The 19219-nt window shown below is 36.1% G+C and carries 19 protein-coding genes and 1 tRNA gene; 7 read left to right on the top strand and 13 right to left on the bottom strand.

The genetic code is table 11. The features are described from left to right. Position 1 precedes the first annotated feature (1 nt). A complete protein-coding gene (locus RM706_RS01690; protein ID WP_311349287.1) occupies positions 2 to 556 on the bottom strand; it encodes an RNA polymerase sigma factor in 555 nt (184 codons plus the stop codon). Between the two features lie 155 nt (positions 557 to 711). Between RM706_RS01690 and pyrH the strand changes: the two genes are divergently transcribed. The 6 genes from pyrH (at position 712) to RM706_RS01720 (ending at position 8081) form a co-directional block, all read left to right on the top strand. Further along, complete coding sequence (gene pyrH / locus RM706_RS01695) at positions 712 to 1419, top strand: UMP kinase (RefSeq protein WP_311349288.1); 708 nt, start codon at positions 712 to 714, stop codon at positions 1417 to 1419. A gap of 40 nt (positions 1420 to 1459) precedes the next feature. Then, the gene (gene frr, locus RM706_RS01700) at positions 1460 to 2014 is read left to right on the top strand and encodes a ribosome recycling factor (protein ID WP_311349289.1); all 555 of its coding nucleotides are present in this window, start codon (positions 1460 to 1462) and stop codon (positions 2012 to 2014) included. Between the two features lie 69 nt (positions 2015 to 2083). After that, positions 2084 to 4480, top strand: coding sequence for an efflux RND transporter permease subunit (locus tag RM706_RS01705; protein ID WP_311349290.1), 2397 nt, complete (start codon positions 2084 to 2086; stop codon positions 4478 to 4480). Between the two features lie 65 nt (positions 4481 to 4545). Then, a complete protein-coding gene (gene asnS / locus RM706_RS01710) occupies positions 4546 to 5979 on the top strand; it encodes an asparagine--tRNA ligase (RefSeq protein ID WP_311349291.1) in 1434 nt (477 codons plus the stop codon). 39 nt (positions 5980 to 6018) lie between these two features. Continuing rightward, positions 6019 to 7476 (top strand): RNA polymerase factor sigma-54, encoded by a 1458-nt coding sequence (gene rpoN, locus RM706_RS01715; protein WP_311349292.1) that lies wholly within the window; start codon positions 6019 to 6021, stop codon positions 7474 to 7476. Beyond that, positions 7476 to 8081, top strand: a complete 606-nt coding sequence (locus RM706_RS01720; protein ID WP_311349293.1) for a hypothetical protein — start codon at positions 7476 to 7478, stop codon at positions 8079 to 8081. The genes rpoN and RM706_RS01720 overlap by 1 nt, the downstream gene beginning before the upstream one ends. Here RM706_RS01720 and RM706_RS01725 read toward each other — a convergent pair. The 10 genes from RM706_RS01725 to RM706_RS01770 form a co-directional block, all read right to left on the bottom strand. Further along, complete coding sequence (locus RM706_RS01725) at positions 8076 to 8789, bottom strand: porin family protein (protein ID WP_311349294.1); 714 nt, start codon at positions 8787 to 8789, stop codon at positions 8076 to 8078. The genes RM706_RS01720 and RM706_RS01725 overlap by 6 nt on opposite strands. Positions 8790 to 8849: 60 nt before the next feature. Next, positions 8850 to 9320 carry an ExbD/TolR family protein gene (locus RM706_RS01730; RefSeq protein ID WP_311349295.1) on the bottom strand — a complete coding sequence of 157 codons (471 nt, stop codon included), beginning with the start codon at positions 9318 to 9320 and terminating at the stop codon, positions 8850 to 8852. 16 nt (positions 9321 to 9336) lie between these two features. Next, positions 9337 to 9945: an ExbD/TolR family protein gene (locus RM706_RS01735; RefSeq protein ID WP_311349296.1), complete on the bottom strand. Its 609-nt coding sequence runs from the start codon at positions 9943 to 9945 to the stop codon at positions 9337 to 9339. A 187-nt stretch (positions 9946 to 10132) separates the two neighbouring features. Beyond that, on the bottom strand, positions 10133 to 10615 hold the full coding sequence (locus tag RM706_RS01740; RefSeq protein ID WP_311349297.1) for an ExbD/TolR family protein: 483 nt from the start codon (positions 10613 to 10615) through the stop codon (positions 10133 to 10135). A gap of 14 nt (positions 10616 to 10629) precedes the next feature. Next, positions 10630 to 11238, bottom strand: a complete 609-nt coding sequence (locus RM706_RS01745; protein WP_311349298.1) for an ExbD/TolR family protein — start codon at positions 11236 to 11238, stop codon at positions 10630 to 10632. Between the two features lie 12 nt (positions 11239 to 11250). Further along, the gene (locus RM706_RS01750) at positions 11251 to 11697 is read right to left on the bottom strand and encodes a hypothetical protein (protein WP_311349299.1); all 447 of its coding nucleotides are present in this window, start codon (positions 11695 to 11697) and stop codon (positions 11251 to 11253) included. 26 nt (positions 11698 to 11723) lie between these two features. Then, positions 11724 to 12452, bottom strand: a complete 729-nt coding sequence (locus tag RM706_RS01755) for a MotA/TolQ/ExbB proton channel family protein (RefSeq protein ID WP_311349300.1) — start codon at positions 12450 to 12452, stop codon at positions 11724 to 11726. Positions 12453 to 12530: 78 nt separating this feature from the next. Next, positions 12531 to 12618: transfer RNA gene (locus RM706_RS01760), tRNA-Ser, on the bottom strand. Between the two features lie 67 nt (positions 12619 to 12685). Then, on the bottom strand, positions 12686 to 13717 hold the full coding sequence (locus tag RM706_RS01765; RefSeq protein WP_311349301.1) for an asparaginase: 1032 nt from the start codon (positions 13715 to 13717) through the stop codon (positions 12686 to 12688). Positions 13718 to 13730: 13 nt separating this feature from the next. Beyond that, a complete protein-coding gene (locus RM706_RS01770; protein WP_311349302.1) occupies positions 13731 to 14498 on the bottom strand; it encodes a TatD family hydrolase in 768 nt (255 codons plus the stop codon). Positions 14499 to 14567: 69 nt separating this feature from the next. On the opposite strand from RM706_RS01770, the gene RM706_RS01775 reads away from it, so the two are divergent. Beyond that, the gene (locus RM706_RS01775) at positions 14568 to 15011 is read left to right on the top strand and encodes a retropepsin-like aspartic protease family protein (RefSeq protein ID WP_311349303.1); all 444 of its coding nucleotides are present in this window, start codon (positions 14568 to 14570) and stop codon (positions 15009 to 15011) included. Positions 15012 to 15062: 51 nt separating this feature from the next. Here RM706_RS01775 and odhB read toward each other — a convergent pair whose 3' ends face one another. Both odhB and RM706_RS01785 read right to left on the bottom strand, forming a co-directional pair. Beyond that, the gene (gene odhB / locus RM706_RS01780; protein WP_311349304.1) at positions 15063 to 16280 is read right to left on the bottom strand and encodes a 2-oxoglutarate dehydrogenase complex dihydrolipoyllysine-residue succinyltransferase; all 1218 of its coding nucleotides are present in this window, start codon (positions 16278 to 16280) and stop codon (positions 15063 to 15065) included. Between the two features lie 46 nt (positions 16281 to 16326). Continuing rightward, on the bottom strand, positions 16327 to 19128 hold the full coding sequence (locus RM706_RS01785) for a 2-oxoglutarate dehydrogenase E1 component (protein WP_311349305.1): 2802 nt from the start codon (positions 19126 to 19128) through the stop codon (positions 16327 to 16329). Positions 19129 to 19219: the final 91 nt, after the last annotated feature.

Below are 19219 nucleotides of genomic sequence, written 5' to 3' on the forward strand. Positions count from 1 at the left end.
TCTATCTAATTTGCATTTGATGAAAAACCAGTTTTAAATCTTTTAAAGCGCGATGAGCTTTAACCTTTGCGGCTCCTTCTGAGCAACCCATCACAGCTCCGATTTCACTGAACTTCATTTCTTTCAACTTACTTAAAACCAAAACTTCTCGTTTTTCAGGTGACAGTTTTTGAAGCGCTATTTTTAAGTAATTGATATTATCTTTTTTGTCTGAAACCCTTCCTATAGTATCTTCAGCTTCGAGCTTGTATTCCACTGAAGCGATATCGTACTGATTATAGTTTTGCTTATTTTTTTTAAAATGATCATTATTAACATTACGAGCTGTTCTAAACATCCACGCCAAAAAAGACCCTTCTCCTGTATAAGTATGCTTGTATTTCAGCATTCTTACAAATACATTTTGAACCAAATCTTCACTCGTCATAGCATCGCCATTCATATTGTAAAAAAAGCCAAACATCCTTTTCTTATGTCTTTCATACAATAGCCCCATCTTATTTAAATCGCCAGATTTAACTTTGAGCATAAGTGCATTATCGGTTAGTTCGTGCATTGCTATTTAGTTGTCAAAAGGGTATACTGTTTGTTTTAAAAAAAGTTACAAAATGTATTGCTTTTTTTATTCTTTTTAGAAAAACTTAGCTGTAATCATTGCATTAGCTCAAAAATAATTTTGATTATTTTTGTTCGGACTTCAAAAAAACCTAGATGCAATACAAAAGAATTCTTTTAAAACTTAGCGGTGAGGCTTTAATGGGCGAGCAGCAATATGGTATAGATGCCAATAGGCTAACAGAATATGCTGAAGATATTAAAGCTGTTATCGAAAAAGGGGTTCAAATTGCCATAGTAATTGGTGGCGGTAATATTTTCAGAGGTCTTAAAGGGGCAAGTGAAGGTATGGACAGAGTGCAAGGTGACCATATGGGTATGCTTGCCACGGTAATTAATAGTCTAGCCTTACAAAGTGCTTTAGAAATTGCAGGTGTAGAAACAAGGGTGCAGTCCGCCATTAAAATAAACGAAGTGGCCGAACCTTTTATCAGAAGAAGGGCGATGCGACACTTAGAAAAGGGAAGAGTGGTCATTTTTGGTGGCGGCACAGGTAATCCGTACTTCACAACTGACTCTGCAGCAGTTTTAAGAGCTATCGAAATTAAAGCAGATGTCATTTTAAAAGGTACTCGGGTAGATGGTATTTATACTGCTGATCCTGAAAAAGATAAGAACGCGACTAAATTTGATAGCATTTCATTTGAGGATGTTTTAACAAAAGGACTTAAAGTAATGGACACGACCGCCTTTACATTGAGTCAAGAAAATGAATTACCTATAGTTGTTTTTGATATGAACACGAGAGGAAATCTCATGAAACTAGTATCAGGAGAAAATATTGGTACGGTGGTCAATAATTAGTACTGGCATAGTAGTTGATTCTAAAATTGAAATTTTACACATGAACGAAGAAGTAACATTTGTACTTGATACAACCCAAGAAAGCATGGATGCGGCAATGATGCATCTAGAAAAAGCTTTTATAAAAATTAGAGCGGGCAAAGCTAGCCCCATGATGCTCTCTACAGTTAAAGTAGAGTATTACGGTTCACCAACACCCTTATCTCAAGTTGCCAATATCAATACTCCCGATGCACGTACCATATCAGTTCAGCCGTGGGAAAAAAGTATTCTTCACGATATAGAAACAGCCATTATGAATGCCAATATTGGATTCAATCCGATGAACAATGGTGAAATGGTCATTATTAATGTACCTCCTTTGACAGAAGAACGTCGACGCGATTTGGTGAAACAAGCAAAAGCCGAGGCGGAAGATGCTAAAGTTAGTATTCGAAGTGCTAGACAAGATGCCAACAAAGAGTTGAAGAAACTAGAACTTTCTGAAGACCTTTTGGGAAATGCCGAAGTAGATGTGCAAGAACTTACCGACAAGTACATTAAAAATGTAGATTCAGTTTTTGATGTTAAAGAAGCGGAAATAATGAAAGTCTAGTTCCTTTACACTTTCATTATTTAGGTACACTACCAATCATTTTCTACCTTTGCACGCAAGAACACGAAAATGTTAAAAGAACTTTTTCAAGGATTTTGGGCAGGACTTGCTCGTATTATCCTCAGAAACAGAATACTTATCCTCCTTCTTGTTTTAGCTGCTACCGTTTTTCTCGGTTTTCAGTGGAAACATATGCGATTTTCGAATACAGAAGCTAACGTATTACCAGATGACCACCCAGAGACCATTCAATACAATGCTTTTGTAGATTTATTTGGTCAAGAAGATAATGCTATAGTTCTTGCCGTTAGGGACAGCTTATTGTTTTCACCTGAAAATTTTAACCGTTGGAATAAACTAAGTAAACAATTTCAAGCAGTTCCAGAAATTGATTTTGTAATCTCAACAGATAATCTTCAAGAACTTGTAAAAGATAATGAAAGACAAGAGTTCGTACTGCGGCCTCTAATAAAATCTGTCCCGAATACAAAAGAAGAGATAGTACAAATCAAGAATCATTTATTTGAGAACATGCCCTTTTACGAAAATTTAATTTTCAATAAGGAGAGTGGTACTATACGAACTGTCATTTACATGGACAAGGATATTTTGAACACTTCGGTGCGAAATGAATTTATATTGAATGACCTAGAAAATCTGATTGATAATTTTGAAACTGAGACCGATTTAGATGTTAGAGTCTCTGGAATGCCCTACATTAAAACATGGAATTCCAAAATCATAATTGATGAAATTGGAAACTTCATATTAGCTGCTTTAGCGGTGACCTCAATTATCTTCTTCTTTTTCTTTCGAAGTTTCAGAGCAACATTTATTTCAATGTGTGTTGTTATCATTGGCGTTATGTGGGCCTTTGGAATATTAGGGCTTTTTCAATATGAAATAACAATCCTAACAGCCCTTATTCCACCACTGATTATTGTAATTGGAATTCCCAATTGTATTTTCTTAATAAACAAATACCAACAAGAGGTTAAAAAACATGGCAACCAAGCCTTGTCCTTACAAAGGGTAGTTTCAAAAGTGGGTAATGCTACATTAATGACCAATTGCACTACAGCTCTTGGTTTTGCTACTTTTATCATTTTGGATAGCGACTTACTCAAAGAGTTTGGTATTGTGGCCTCTATCAATATTCTTTGCATTTTCTTATTATCGCTTTTAATTATTCCCATTGTGTACAGTTTCATGCCTATACCCCAGGATAAGCATTTGAAACATTTAAAAAAGAAATGGATTGACCGTTTTGTAAGCTGGATGGAACATGTGGTGCGCAATCACAGAATAGCAGTTTATATTACTTCAGTACTAGTTTTGGTGACAAGTATTATTGGTATTTATCAAATTCAGATTACAGGAAGCCGTATTGAAGATTTACCAAAAGATGCCAAATTCTTTAAAGACATTCGCTTTTTTGAAGAGGAGTTTGATGGTATCATGCCAGTAGAAGTAGTTGTAGATACCAAACAAAAAAATGGTGTTTTAAAACCAGCTACACTTAGGCGAATGAACCAACTATCAAACGAAATTGAGGAAACACCTGAACTATCTAAACCAGTATCTGCAGTAAACTTGGTCAAATACTCCAAACAGGCTTTTTATAACGGAATTCCAAAGTATTACCAATTACCCACATCGCAAGAGAATACTTTTATCATGGACGTTGCCCGTAAATCATCGGAAAATGGTAATCTATTACAGAGCTTTGTTGATACTACAGGTCAAACTGCAAGAATGACCACTTTTATGCGAGATGTAAAAACAACGCGCATGGAAGAAATTGAAGAAGATTTAAAAGAATCAATTGCGAAAATTTTCCCTTCAGAGCGTTATAATGTTTATATGACCGGAAAAGCCCTGTTGTTTTTAAAGGGCACCAAATATTTGACTAAGAATCTATTGCTATCACTAGCTTTTGCCATTGGCCTAATCTCTATTTTTATGGCCTACCTTTTCAGGTCTTTTAGAATGATCATAATATCATTAGTACCCAATCTACTGCCCTTGGTAATTACAGCAGGTCTAATGGGTTTTTTAGGTGTTCCTATAAAACCTTCAACCATATTAGTATTTAGCATTGCATTCGGAATTTCAGTTGATGACACCATTCATTTTCTGGCTAAATATCGACAAGAATTAATGGCGAATAAATGGCAAATCAAAAAATCAGTTTATAATGCCTTAAGAGAAACTGGAGTAAGTATGTTCTATACTTCAATCGTTCTCTTTTTTGGCTTCTCAGTCTTTATAATCTCAAGTTTTGGCGGAACCAAGGCATTAGGAGGATTAGTTTCTGCAACGCTACTATTTGCTATGCTTGCCAATTTAATCTTGTTACCCTCCTTACTATTGTCATTAGAACGCAGTATCGCAAATAAAACGGTGCTTAAAAAACCCCAGATTGATATCTTACCCAAAGGAGACGAAAGTGCTAATGGGAAATAGCATTTAGATAAGTCTATTTTTTTGACAAAAACCTATCTTTGCCTCTTAATTTAGACGAAAGAAAAATGGAACGTATTTCCGTGAAAGAATTATTGAGCACAGCGCCATTACAACAAGAAATTGAAGTAAATGGTTGGGTAAAAACATTTAGAAGTAATCGATTTATTGCCTTAAATGACGGCTCTACCATCAATAACATTCAATGTGTTGTAGATTTTGAAAAATTTGAAGACTCGCTAATAAAGTCAATTTCGACTGGTGCAGCAATAAAAGTGAAAGGGAATTTAGTTGAAAGTCAAGGACGCGGACAAAATGTTGAAATTCGGGTTAATGATTTATTTATTCACGGCACTGCTGATGCAGACACATATCCCATTCAGCCCAAAAAACATTCTTTGGAATTCTTAAGAGAAAAAGCTCACCTGCGAGTGCGCACAAATACCTTTTCGGCAGTAATGCGTTTACGTTCGGCACTTTCTTATGCTGTGCATACCTATTTTCAAAAAAACGGGTTCTACTACTTTCATGCCCCAATAATAACTGGCTCTGATGCAGAAGGGGCAGGTGAAATGTTCAGGGTTACGGCTTTAGATGCAAAAACCCCTCCTTTGACCGACACTGGAGAAGTAAATTATAAAGAAGATTTTTTTGGCAAGGAAACCAATTTAACCGTATCTGGTCAGTTAGAAGCAGAGGCATATGCAATGGCTTTGGGCAAGGTATATACATTTGGCCCAACATTTAGAGCTGAAAACTCAAATACCTCGCGTCATTTGGCAGAATTTTGGATGATTGAGCCAGAAATGGCCTTTTACGATCTTGATGCTAATATGGACTTGGCTGAAGATTTTATCAAATGGGTACTACAATATGTATTGGATAACTGTGAAGAAGACCTGAAATTTTTAGAACACCGTTTGCTGGATGAAGAAAAATCTAAACCTCAGGCGGAAAGAAGTGAAATGCCATTGATAGAAAAACTCAGATTTGTAGCTGACAATAATTTCAAAAGGGTATCGTATACAGAAGCTATCGATATATTACGAAACTGCAAACCAAACAAGAAAAAGAAGTTTGAGTTTGTGATTGAAGAATGGGGTGCCGATTTGCAAAGTGAACATGAACGCTTTTTGGTTGAAAAGCACTTCAAATGTCCAGTAATCCTTTTTGATTACCCTGCCAACATAAAAGCGTTTTATATGAGACTTAATGAAGATGGAAAGACAGTTCGAGCTATGGATGTACTTTTTCCAGGAATTGGTGAAATTGTTGGCGGTTCACAGCGCGAAGAACGTCTTGACGTACTACAACAAAAAATGGCAGATTTAGGCATTGAAGAAGAAGAGCTTTGGTGGTATTTAGATTTACGTAAGTTTGGAACCGCAGTACATAGTGGCTTTGGCTTAGGATTTGAACGCTTGGTTCAGTTTGCAACAGGCATGGGAAATATACGTGATGTTATCCCTTTTCCTAGAACACCTCAAAACGCTGCCTTTTAAATTGATTTCTTTAACTTTAAGGATAAGGAATAAACCTATATGCTAAAACAACACTTACAATTTAAACTTTCCCAAAAACTTTCTCCGCAGCAGATTCAATTGATGAAGTTGATACAATTGCCCACGCAGGCATTTGAGCAACGTTTGAAACAAGAATTGGAAGAAAACCCGGCATTGGAAAGTGGTAAAGAAGAAAGTGAAGTTTTAGATGATCCATACGAAGATGCCTTTGATGAACTAGGAGACACTGAAACCATTTCCGCTGATGATATAAACATTGATGATTATTTGAGTGATGATGAAGTTCCTGATTATCGTACACAAGTTAATAACTATAGTGCTGATGATGATGAAAAAAGTGTTCCTTATGCTGCAGGTATTTCTTTCAATCAATATTTATTAAATCAACTCAATACGGTTTATTTAACTGATGAGGAATGGGCTATTGCCGAGTTTTTGGTAGGTAGTGTGGATGAAAGTGGTTACATCAGAAGGCCATTAACCGATATTATGGATGATTTGGCTTTCACTCAAAATATCTATACCGAAGAAGAAGTTATAGAAAAAGTCTTGAAGGTGGTCCAGTCATTAGATCCGCCCGGAGTAGCAGCTAGAAATTTAGATGAGTGCCTTATCATTCAATTGCAGCGGAAAGAAACCCATCCAGCTATTGAACTTGCCACTTCAATTTTGAAAAAATCATTTGATCAATTCACAAAAAAGCATTACAAAAAACTAATCTTAAAGCACAACATTTCTGAAGACGAGTTGAAAGATGCTATCAACGAAATTGAAAAATTAAACCCTAAACCTGGTGGTTCATATTCGGGGAATACGCGAATGATAGAACATGTAGTACCAGATTTTTCTATCAAAATAGTAGACGGAGAGTTAGAACTGACTTTGAACGGTCGTAATGCACCCGAGCTTCATGTATCTAAAGATTACAATAACATGCTTCAGGGATATAAAGATTCAAAAGAAAAGTCGAAGTCACAAAAAGACACTGTATTATTCATCAAGCAAAAATTAGATGCTGCTAAATGGTTCATTGACGCCATTAAGCAAAGGCAACAAACATTATTTGTTACCATGAATTCTATTATGCATTATCAAAAAGAATACTTTTTAACAGGTGATGAACGAAAGCTACGCCCTATGATTCTTAAAGATATTGCGGACCAAATCAATATGGATGTATCAACAGTTTCTAGGGTGGCAAACAGTAAATATGTTGATACACCCTATGGTACAAAATTGATAAAGGAATTTTTCTCTGAATCTATGAAAAATGAACAAGGAGAAGATGTTTCAACAAGAGAAATCAAAAAAATATTGGAAACGGTTATTGGTGAAGAAGAAAAGAAAAAGCCTCTTACTGATGACAAATTAGCAAAAATATTAAAAGAAAAAGGTTATCCTATCGCGCGTAGGACAGTTGCAAAATATAGAGAGCAATTGGGCATACCAGTAGCCAGACTAAGAAAACAGATCTGATGAAAATCTTTTTCAAATCTTTCTCTTATCTATTTCACCCCCTGTTCATACCAATAGTTGGCACCATCTCTTATTTTATAGTGACACCTAAGTATAGCTCTCTCGAATTACAGAGTGGAAATATTCTACCTATTTTTATTTTAACCGTAATCATACCCATTATATTCTTTTTCATTCTTAAGAATCTAGGCATGATTCATTCCATTTTTGCACCAAGTATTGCAGAGCGTAAGTACCCTTTATACATAAGTATTATACTATATATGATGATTTTATATAAAGTGATACCGCAAAATTATATCAACGAACTTTATTTCTTTTTTGTAGGTCTTGTAATTTCTTCTGTAACGCTCTTAATCCTTCTCTTCTTAAAAGTAAAAGCAAGTATTCACCTTCTAGGAATGGGCAGTATTCTGCTTTTTCTGATTGGTTTAAGCATACATTTTGAAACAAACATCACCTTTGCAATCGCAATTTTTACAGTTTGCACAGGTTTAGTAGCAACCTCACGCTTATTTATGAAAGCGCATTCTAAGGCAGAGTTATTGGTAGGCTTTTTAGTGGGAATATGCTCCCAACTTTTCATGTTTAAGTATTGGCTATAAAATGTAAAAAATAACTCCAACTCTTAAAGGTCTTATTCTAATTCGCTCGCCATTTAATAATGCAGAATTTTCTAAAAGTGGATTCAAACTGTAATATAAATGAATGTTCCAGGTATTATAACCAAAGTTCAAGGTCAATCCGTATTGCCATTCAGAGATATCATTATTGCTAAAATTTAAATCATCTCTATCTCCCTCAAATCTAGAGATTGAACGTCTTGAAAAAAGATATTCTGCTTTAATACCCGTATAAATACGCCAAAAATTGTAATCAACAGCATTTGATGTACGCCATCGTATTTCAAATGGAAATGTTATACCATGAGTTTCAAATTTACTTCTTCTTAAAACATCGCTAGATACCGAAAATTGATATACAATGTCATTTAGAGATTCCTCTGCAATAATATTGCTATAGTAAGAATTTGTGGCATACCCCACTCCTAGTCCAAAACCAAAATTTCTACTTCTATTCATAGGTATATCCCTAATAAAACCAAACCCAATATTATAAGATAAATTTCTTTGAATACCATCTTCAGGCAAATCTGTCAGAAAATTATACGCTATTCCAGCATAAAACTGATCTTCTAAATACTTGGCATCAATAGTTGTTGATACTGCTATGCTGTCTTGCCCGTGTATAAGATTAGTTACCAATAGGGAGGAACATACCATAAAAAGTAAAATACCATTACGCTTTTGCATGGATTAAAAATAAAACAAAACCCAGTAGTGACTATACTCCAACCGTATTTAAATCAAGTTTTAGGGTAAATTACTTAAAGCATCACCTTCAAAAGTGGTATAGTTAATCTTCAAAGCACCTATTTCCTTTAATTCTTCTTTTATATCATTAACGATACCCATTTGTGTTCTTTTATCAATTTTAAGGGAAACTATCGCTACTTTTTGAAGCTGTTCGGGCATTTTTTTAAGTTCAGAGAATACATGGAATCCTACCTCGTTGACACCGGCAAAATTTCCATTTAACTGAATTCTAGACTCACTCCCTAGAACACTTTTGTATTTTTTAACCGGCGGGCCAACAACAACATCTATGACTCTATCTTGTTTATCCAACTTTTCAATTTCTTGGGCGTTGGGCAATGTATTCTCCACCAACAGGGCGTTATTTTTCATTACGGTTACGGTCATAAAAAAGAACAATAGAATGAAAACAATATCTGGTAAAGAGGCCGTGGAAACTTGAGGTAATTTGTTTTTGTTTTTTCGCATTATATACATCATTCTATTATTTAGAGTTTAATTCCGCTTCAGATAAATTTTTGGGAAATAGCTCCCTAATCTTTTCGATTTTTGCTTTAAATACCGCTTTATCCTCTTGTGACAATTTTCCATCTTCATAATCAGCCATTAAATCTTCATACGAAACTCGATATATGCGCATAGCTTCCCGGTTGCGCAGTGCATTATATGCCCCAACCAATTCATTTTGAACTGTTATATAATGACCATAGTTGGTTTCTCGAGTGTTGGATAGTGAAATGATTGCCTTTTGCGGATTATCCGAGGAGAGGTCGTCCCTATTGCCCTTGCAGTATGAACAGTATCCATCTCCAGAATATAACCTCCCATTATCTAGAAAGGCTATGGCCTCCTCTCGCAAATCTTTAATGTCCAATACTTGGCCTTCAACCAAAAGCTGATTACTACCATTTAGGTTGACTCTAAATAAATTCCTCTCTTTTATTTTTGAAGGATCATTGGTGGTAGGTAATTTTCTGCTAAGACCTGCATCAGTTTCCAAAGTGGTCGTTACCAAGAAAAATATGAGTAATAAAAATGCAATATCCGCCATGGAACCGGCATTAACTTCTGGTGTTTCCCTTTTTATTGCCATTGGTTTGTAGTTTAAAGCTTTTAATAGCTAGTGAATAACTAATTACAAGTAACTATGGTCAAATCAATAATTCAAGGTAGAATGAGTAAACGAGTATGTTCAATGAGTAAACCGTCCTATGAATACAAACAAAAAAGCCTTGAACTAAAGTTCAAGGCTCCATAAATATAATTTTAGCTAACTTTTACTACTGTAAATTATTGAAGGCATCTCCTTCAAAGGTTGTATAGTTAACTTTTAAGGCATTTACCTTTCGTAATTCTTGCTTAATATCAGATATTAATCCCATATTGGCCTCTTTATCTACTTTCAATGCTGTTGTCAACACATTTTGAATTTCTTGAGGCTTTTTAGCACGCTCAGCCAAAATATAAGATCCGACCTCACCAACACTAGCAAACTTATCGTTCAACTGAATTCTAGTTTCCGTACCATAAACACTTTCGTATTCACGTGTAGGTTTACCAGCAAATACATAGATTACTCTATCCTTTTTTTCTAGTTTTTTGATTTCAGTAGCATTAGGTAGTGTGTTTTCCACCATAATAGAACTGTCCTTCATTACCGTAACGGTCATAAAGAAAAACAATAACATGAAAACAATATCGGGTAATGAGGCAGTCGATACTGCAGGCAAATCACCATCTTTTTTCTTAGCAAACTTAGACATTCAATTCGTTTTTATTAGTTACTGGTCGAGGTTTCTGCCTCAGATAATTTTTGTGGGAAAAGCTCTTGAATCCTCTTCACCTTATCTTTGAGCTCATCTCTAACACTACTTGGTGTCTCTGGATTCAAATATTCAGATTCCATTTGAACAAAATCACGATTGTACAAACGCTGAGCTTCACGATTTCTCAAATCATTATAGGCTCCAACCAATTCGTTTTGAACTGTGATATATGTTGCATACTTGGTTTCCCTATCGTTCTTAAGCGAGATAATTGCCTTTGAAGGGTTATCAGAAGAACTGGCATCCCTTTTTCCTTTACAAAAATCACAAGAACCGTCTCCCCCGTTATCTAAAAATTCCATCGCAGCTTTTCTCAAATCTTTGATATCCATCAAAGCTTCGTCAGCTAGCAGTTGGCCATTTTTATTGATATTAACAGTGAAAATATTCTTCTGCTTAATAACTACGTCTGTATCAGGTGGTTCAATGGGAGGCAGCATTCTATCTAACCCTGCATCTGTTTCTATGGTAGTAGTTACCAAGAAAAAGATAAGTAGTAAGAAAGCAATATCTGCCATAGAACCCGCATTAACTTCTGGCGCTCCTTTTCTTCTAGGCATAATAATCTGTTTTTATCTTCCGATTAATTTCTTAATTCCTGGCCATATCATAAGCAATACAGCAACTAACGTCATTCCAAAAAAGACGTTTAACATCATTCCAATAGTCTTGACGGTTCCAACCTCAGGTTGAATTTCCTTACCTGCAAATACATCTACCACTGCTTGCGCTTCATCACCGCTAGATAGCGCATAGCCTATTATAAATAATACAGCAAGACCTCCAATCGCAAACAATGCCTTTTTAAGACCTCCAGGAGTAGTCATCATTTTTTTAAGTCCAAAAAACAATGCCAATACTGAGGCAGCTATTAATAATAGCCATGTTAACAAAAACATTAGATCAATTGATCCACTATTAATTGCTTCTGGATCATCACCCGATGGCATGAAGAAAAAACTCAATGCCGCAGCGATAACTCCGATAACAATTAATACAATCTTTAATATTTTTTGCATGATTCGATAGTTTTAAATGTTATCAATTACTTCTTATGGGCAGCCAACATATCAATCAAAGAGATTGATGAGTCTTCCATATCATTCACAATACTATCAATCTTAGCAATAATGTAGTTATAGAAAATTTGAAGAATAATTGCAGTAATCAAACCAAATACTGTTGTCAATAACGCTACTTGAATATCACCAGCAATAAGTGATGCACTTAGGTTACCAACCGCAGCAATCTTTTGGAAGGCAGCAATCATACCAATTACCGTACCCATGAAACCAAGCATCGGTGCAATAGCGATAAACAGAGATAACCAAGAAACGTTTTTCTCTAATTGGCCCATTTGAACACCTCCATAAGCCACAACAGCTTTTTCAGCAGATTCTAGCCCTTCACCGATACGATCAAGACCTTGATAAAAAATTGATGCAACAGGACCCTTTGTATTTCTACAAACTTCTTTAGCAGCTTCCACACCACCTGATGCCAAAGCATCTTCGACTTGTTGTTTCAATTTACCTGAATTTGTGCTTGCCATATTAAGGTATATAATACGCTCAATAGCAACTGCTAGGCCTAAAATCAAACATAACAATACGATACCCATAAATGCTGGCCCACCTTGAATGAACTGCTCTTTTAAAACCTGGGTAAAACCTTTGCTTGCTTCTGGTGCATCTTGTATCATTGCAGCTGAAGCTGTGCTAGTACCTAAAATAAACATTCCGGCAGTAGCCAGAGTAAAGGATATTTTTTTCATCGTGTTCAAACTTAAAATTAGTTAGTTAATAATGTTAAAGATATAAAAATTTCGCAATTAACAAATTTAAAAAAACAGCAGAGAGGAAGGGATTCGAACCCTCGATACACTTTTGGTGTATACACACTTTCCAGGCGTGCGCCTTCGACCACTCGGCCACCTCTCTATTTTTAAATAGTTAGGCTGCTCAATAAACAAAAAAATAATTAGTTAATAAAATTTAACACGTTAATTTAATGCATTTCTCCCCGCAGCGAAGTTTCAAATACCGTTTTAAATAAAGTGCCTGAAATATTACTACCAAGAAGATACATCGCCTTGGTTAAAGCGGCTTCTGTTGTGATATCTTTACCATCAATCAATTGTATCTGTGATAATTTTTTACTCGTTTCATAATGCCCCATAATAACACTGCCCCCAGAGCATTGAGTCACATTAATAATATGTAAGCCATTTTTTATGGCATTTTCCAACAAATCAATAAACCATATTTCTGTAGGGGCGTTCCCGGCACCATAGGTTTCTAAAATCAACACTTTCAAATTAGGTGTTCGCAATACAGCGGTCACTAAACTTTCGCTAATACCCGGAAATAATTTTAATATAGCTACATTCTCATCCATCTTTTTGTGGACATTTAGCTTAGACTTGTTCTTTGATAGCTGAAGTAAATATGGGTAATGCACTTTCAAATTAACACCTGATTCTATCAATGGAGGATGGTTCGGAGAATTAAATGCTTCAAAATGCTCCGCATTAATTTTTGTAGTTCTGTTACCACGATACAATTTGTATTCAAAATATAATCCAACTTCTTGAATGACTGGCCTTCCATTTTCTTGTAATGATGCAATTTGGATAGAGGTTATTAAATTCTCTTTAGCGTCCGTCCGCAAATCACCGATAGGTAGTTGAGAACCCGTGAAAATTACTGGCTTAGATAAGTTCTCCAACATAAAACTTAAAGCAGAGGCTGAGTAACTCATTGTATCGCTGCCATGAAGTACTACAAAGCCATCATGCTTTTCGTAATTAGACTTTATAATAGTTACTATTTCTGCCCAATACTCCAAATTCATATTAGAAGAATCGATCGGAGTATCGAATGATACACTTTGAATATTGCAGTCTAACTGGGTTAACTCAGGTATATGCCTTAATAATTCTTCAAAATTAAAAGCTTTTAAGGCACCTGTTTCATAATCTTTAACCATACCTATGGTTCCCCCTGTATAGATTAATAGAATATTAGCTTTCTTTTGCATAGTTATACTTAACTTATATTCCGAAGACTTGTTTCGAGTTTTCCGTAGTGATTTCTGCAATCAATGTTGTATCCATGCTATATATGGATTCTAATCTTTCTAAAACCTTAATTATATATGCACTTTCATTTCTTTTACCCCGATATGGAACGGGAGCTAAATAAGGGGAATCAGTTTCTAAAACCAGATGCTTTAAATCAATTTGACTTAAAAATTGATCTATTTTTCCATTCTTAAAAGTAGCCACCCCCCCAATGCCCAGTTTCATCTGGTATGAAATTGCTAGCTGAGCTTGTTCTAATGTTCCAGTAAAACAATGAAAAATTCCAAATAAATCATCGCTCTTTTCTTGCTTTAAAATCTCAAAGATTTCATCAAAAGCATCTCTACAATGAATTACAATAGGAAGTTTATATTTTTTTGCCAATTGAATTTGATAAACAAAAGCCTCTTGCTGTTGTTTTAGAAATGATTTATCCCAATACAAATCAATTCCGATTTCACCAATGGCGTAAAACTTTCTAGTGGCCAATTGCTCCTTAACGTGCTTTAATTCTTCAAAATAATTTTCTTTCACATGAGTAGGGTGCAAGCCCATCATTAAAAATATATTTTCAGGAAAATTTTCTTCCAAATCATACATAGACCGTGTATATGTAGAATCAATGGCGGGAATAAAAAATCGTTCAATTCCTAAATCAATCGCTTTTGAAATGACTTCGTTCCTATCCTCATCAAAAGCTTCACTATATAAATGAGTATGGGTATCGGTTATAATCATGCTACAAAAATAGGTTTATCTTTATCAATAATAGTGCTTAAACCCGTTCAAGAGAGCAATGAATAAATTATGAAATCACTAAAAAAGTTTCTTTTATCAAAAAACTTCACAAGAATTCCCCTGGTACTAACCGAAACCAATCATTTTGAAGTTTCTGCAAAAATAAATGGTGTTTCGGGACGATTCATTTTAGATACTGGCGCATCAAACACTTGTATAGGAATAGACAAAATCGAGTTTTTCAATCTAATTTCAGAAGCATCGGAGGTTAAAGCTGCAGGTGCTGGCGCCACCGAGATGGAAACTTTAGTTTCTAATAAAAACAGGGTACAGCTTGGTCATTGGAGTAAAAAGAAGCAAAAAATAGTCTTATTTGACTTGGTTCATGTTAATGAAGCATTAACAGCTCATAAGGCATTACCCGTCGATGGTATTATCGGAGCAGATATTCTTAAAAAAGGAAAGGCTGTTATTGACTACGACAAGAGGTGTTTGTATTTGAGGAATAAATAAAGAAGGGGCCGTTTAAAACAGACCCTTCTTAAGCTTTTTTAATAACTCACTTTACAACTCCAATGCCTTCTCAACATTACTATCCATCAATAATTCTTCAGGGTTTTCAAGGGCTTCCTTAATGGCCACCAAGAACCCCACTGATTCTTTACCATCAATGATCCTATGATCATAAGACAATGCTAGGTACATCATTGGCGCGGCAACAATTTGACCATCTTTTACTATTGGTCTTTCAATAATATTGTGCATGCCCAAAATACCGCTTTGTGGAGGGTTAATAATCGGCGTTGAGAGCATAGAACCAAATACGCCTCCATTAGAAATGGTAAAGGTGCCACCAGTCATTTCATCAACTGTAATTTCTCCATCACGGGCGCGAATAGCTAAGCGTTTTACCTCAGCTTCAACACCTCTAAAAGTTAAATTCTCCGCATTTCTAATTACAGGAACCATTAAACCTTTAGGTCCGGAAACGGCAATACTGATATCGCAAAAATCATATGAAATCATCTCTTTGCCATCTATCATGGAATTTACAGCGGGATACATCTGCAAAGCACGAATCACAGCTTTGGTAAAGAATGACATAAAGCCCAAGCTTACTCCATGCTTTTCTTTAAAAGTTTCTTTGTATTCTTTTCGCAATGCAAATATTGCCGACATATCAGCTTCGTTGAAAGTGGTCAACATGGCCGTTTCATTCTTTGCGGATACCAATCTTTCAGCAACTTTTCTACGAAGCATAGATAGCTTAGAACGCGATTCCCCTCTATTCCCACCAGTTGGTGTGCCCATTGAAGGCACTGCTTTTACAGCATCTTCTTTAGTAATACGACCGTCACGCCCTGTTCCGGAAACCGTTGCTGGAACGACCCCTTTTTCATCTAATATTTTTTTAGCCGCAGGGGAAGGCGTTCCCGATGCGTATGTTTTCTTTTTAGCCTCAATAGGTTTGGCGCTCTCTTCTTTTTTAGGTTCTTCCTTAACCTCTTCTTTCGCAGCACGCGCAGCATCACCTTTTGGCTTTTCAGCGCTTGTATCAATCAAACAAACTACCTCGCCAACGGCAACAGCGTCACCCTCTTCAGCTTTTAAAGTTATGGTTCCGCTTTCTTCAGCAGGAAGTTCTAAAGTTGCCTTATCAGAATCAACTTCGGCTATCGCCTGGTCTTTTTCCACATAATCACCATCTTGTACCAACCATTCCGCTATCTCAACTTCAGTTATTGACTCTCCCGGTGACGGGACTTTCATTTCTAGAATCATCGTTTCTAACTTTATTCGCGTTTGTTATTCTTTACTTAAATACCGATTATCGGCTTCTTACAAAATTATCTTTGGTTTTGTCGAAAACATATTCAATTACTTCTTCATGCCTTCTTTTGGAGCGTACAGCACTACCTGCCGCGGGTGCTCCATAAAACCTTCTTGAAGCGACCCTAAAGGTCTTAGCCTCATCAAAATGCATTAATAAGTGACCCCAAGCCCCCATGTTTCTAGGTTCTTCTTGCGCCCAAACCACTTCCTCAGCATTGCTATACTTTTTAATTACATCTCTCATTGCTTTTGCCGGTAACGGAAATAATTGCTCTAAACGTACTAAAGCTAGATCTTCACGTTTAGATTCTTCTTGCTTGGCCAATAAATCATAATAGAACTTGCCCGTACAGAAAACCAAGGTTTTGACCTTATCCAATTTTGCATTTGAATCATCAATCAGCTCTTGAAAACTACCATTGGCCAGTTCTTCTTTTGTAGAAAGCACTTTAGGATGACGCAATAAACTTTTTGGTGTAAATACCACAAGCGGTTTTCTAAATTTAGCTTTCATCTGACGTCGCAACAAATGAAACATATTCGCCGGTGTAGTCACATCTGCAACATACATATTATCTTTTGCGCAAAGTTGCAGATAGCGTTCCATTCTAGCGGAAGAATGCTCTGCGCCTTGACCCTCGTAACCATGTGGCAATAAAAGAACAAGACCGTTTTGTAATTTCCACTTATCTTCAGCTGATGACAAATACTGATCTATAACAATCTGTGCCCCATTACTGAAATCACCAAATTGCGCTTCCCAAATGGTCAAAGTACTAGGGCTTGCCATCGCATAACCGTAATCAAAAGCCATTACTGCATACTCCGATAATAGTGAATTGTAAATATAAAATTTACCATTCTGCAAATCTCCCATTTGATTCAGCAAGGTAACTTCTTCTTCGTGCATCTCAGTCTTGATTACTGCATGGCGATGAGAAAAAGTACCACGTTCTACATCTTGACCTGTCATGCGAACATCAAAACCTTCTTCAATTAGTGAACCATACGCCAATAGTTCGCCCATTGCCCAATCTAGCTGATTGTCATCAAAGTACATTTTGTTGCGACCTTGCACCAATCGCTCCAGCTTGCGTAAGAATTTCTTTCCTTCTGGAAGCTTTGTAATTTCTGTGGCTACCTTATCGAGTTTTTTAATATCATATGACGTGTTGATAGGTTTCAACATGGCATCTTCTGTCTGTTGCTTAAAACCTTCCCATTCATCTTGCATAAATGGAGTAATGCGTGTCTTTTCTATCTTTCTAGAATCCATCAAATCTTCTTCAAGATTTTTCTTGTATTCTACTTCCAACTCCTTCACATAGTCTTTGCCAATGATTCCTTGATCAATCAACTTTTGTGCATAAATGTCTCTAGGGTTTGCATGTTTTGATATGGACTTATACAATAAAGGTTGTGTGAATTTTGGTTCATCTCCTTCATTATGACCATACTTACGATAGCCTAATAAATCTAAAAATACATCACGTTTAAAACGCATACGATATTCCAAAGCAAAGGTAGCAGCATGCACTACAGCCTCAGCATCATCAGCATTTACATGCAGCACGGGCGAAAGTGTGACCTTACCGACATCCGTACAATAAGTAGACGATCTAGCATCTAAATAGTTTGTTGTAAAACCAATTTGGTTATTTACTACAATATGAATGGTTCCTCCAGTATGATAACCATCCAGACGGGCCATTTGAATAATCTCATAGGCCACGCCCTGACCGGCAAATGCTGCATCACCGTGCACCAAAATTGGTAAAACTTCCGATACATTATCTGGGTGGCTATTATCTTGTTTTGCCCTTGCAATTCCTTCTACTATTCCATTTACCGTTTCTAAATGTGATGGATTAGGGGCAATGTTCATATTGACCATCTTACCTGAATCGGTCTCGCGCATTGATGTCCAACCCAAATGGTATTTTACATCACCATCAAAAATGGTTTCTTCATAATCTTTACCGTCAAATTCGCTGAAGATATCCTTAGGTGATTTACCAAAAATATTGGTCAATACAGATAATCGACCACGGTGGGCCATCCCCATTACAAATTGCTTAACTCCGGCATCAGCGGCTTTTTCTATGATGACATCCAAAGCAGGAATCAAAGATTCACCCCCCTCTAAAGAAAATCTCTTTTGACCTACATATTTGGTATGTAAAAAACTCTCAAAAGAAACCGCCTCGTTTAATTTTCGAAGAATATTTTTCTTTTCGTCAACAGAAAAGCTAGGATGATTATCATTAATATTCAACCAATCTTGAATCCATTGAATACGGTCAGGTGTGCGTATGTACATGTATTCAACACCAATGGCATCACAATATATTCTTTCTAAATTATTAACTATATCGCGCAAGGAACTTGCACCTATGCCAATAATGCTGCCTGCATCGAATTTAGTGTCTAAATCGCTTTGTGAAAGTCCAAAATTTTCTAGAGCTAACGAAGGGTGATATTGCCTTCTTTCTCTTACAGGATTGGTTTGCGTAAACAAATGACCTCTCGAACGATACCCATTAATAAGTCGCACTACCTGAAATTCTTTTTGTAGTGATTCAGGAATCGCTATTTGTTGACCATTCGCTAGAACCGACTCACCATTGGAAAGCATATCAATATCCAACTCATCAAGTGAACTTTCGAGACCAAAATCGAAACCTTGAAAAAAAGCACGCCAACTAGGCTCAATGCTATCGGGACTTTTTGTGTATTTATAGTATAATTCCGCAAAAAAGGCGGTATGTGCAGCGTTTAAAAAGGAATATTTATCCATCATTGTGCTTTACCAAAAGGTGCGACAAAATTTAATCAAAAATACAACAAATCACCTACATCGCCTTATATTGTAATTGAAAACCTTGAAA

Origin of the sequence: Croceitalea rosinachiae (genome assembly GCF_031846445.1) — a bacterium.
Taxonomy (GTDB): Bacteria; Bacteroidota; Bacteroidia; order Flavobacteriales; family Flavobacteriaceae; genus Croceitalea; species Croceitalea rosinachiae.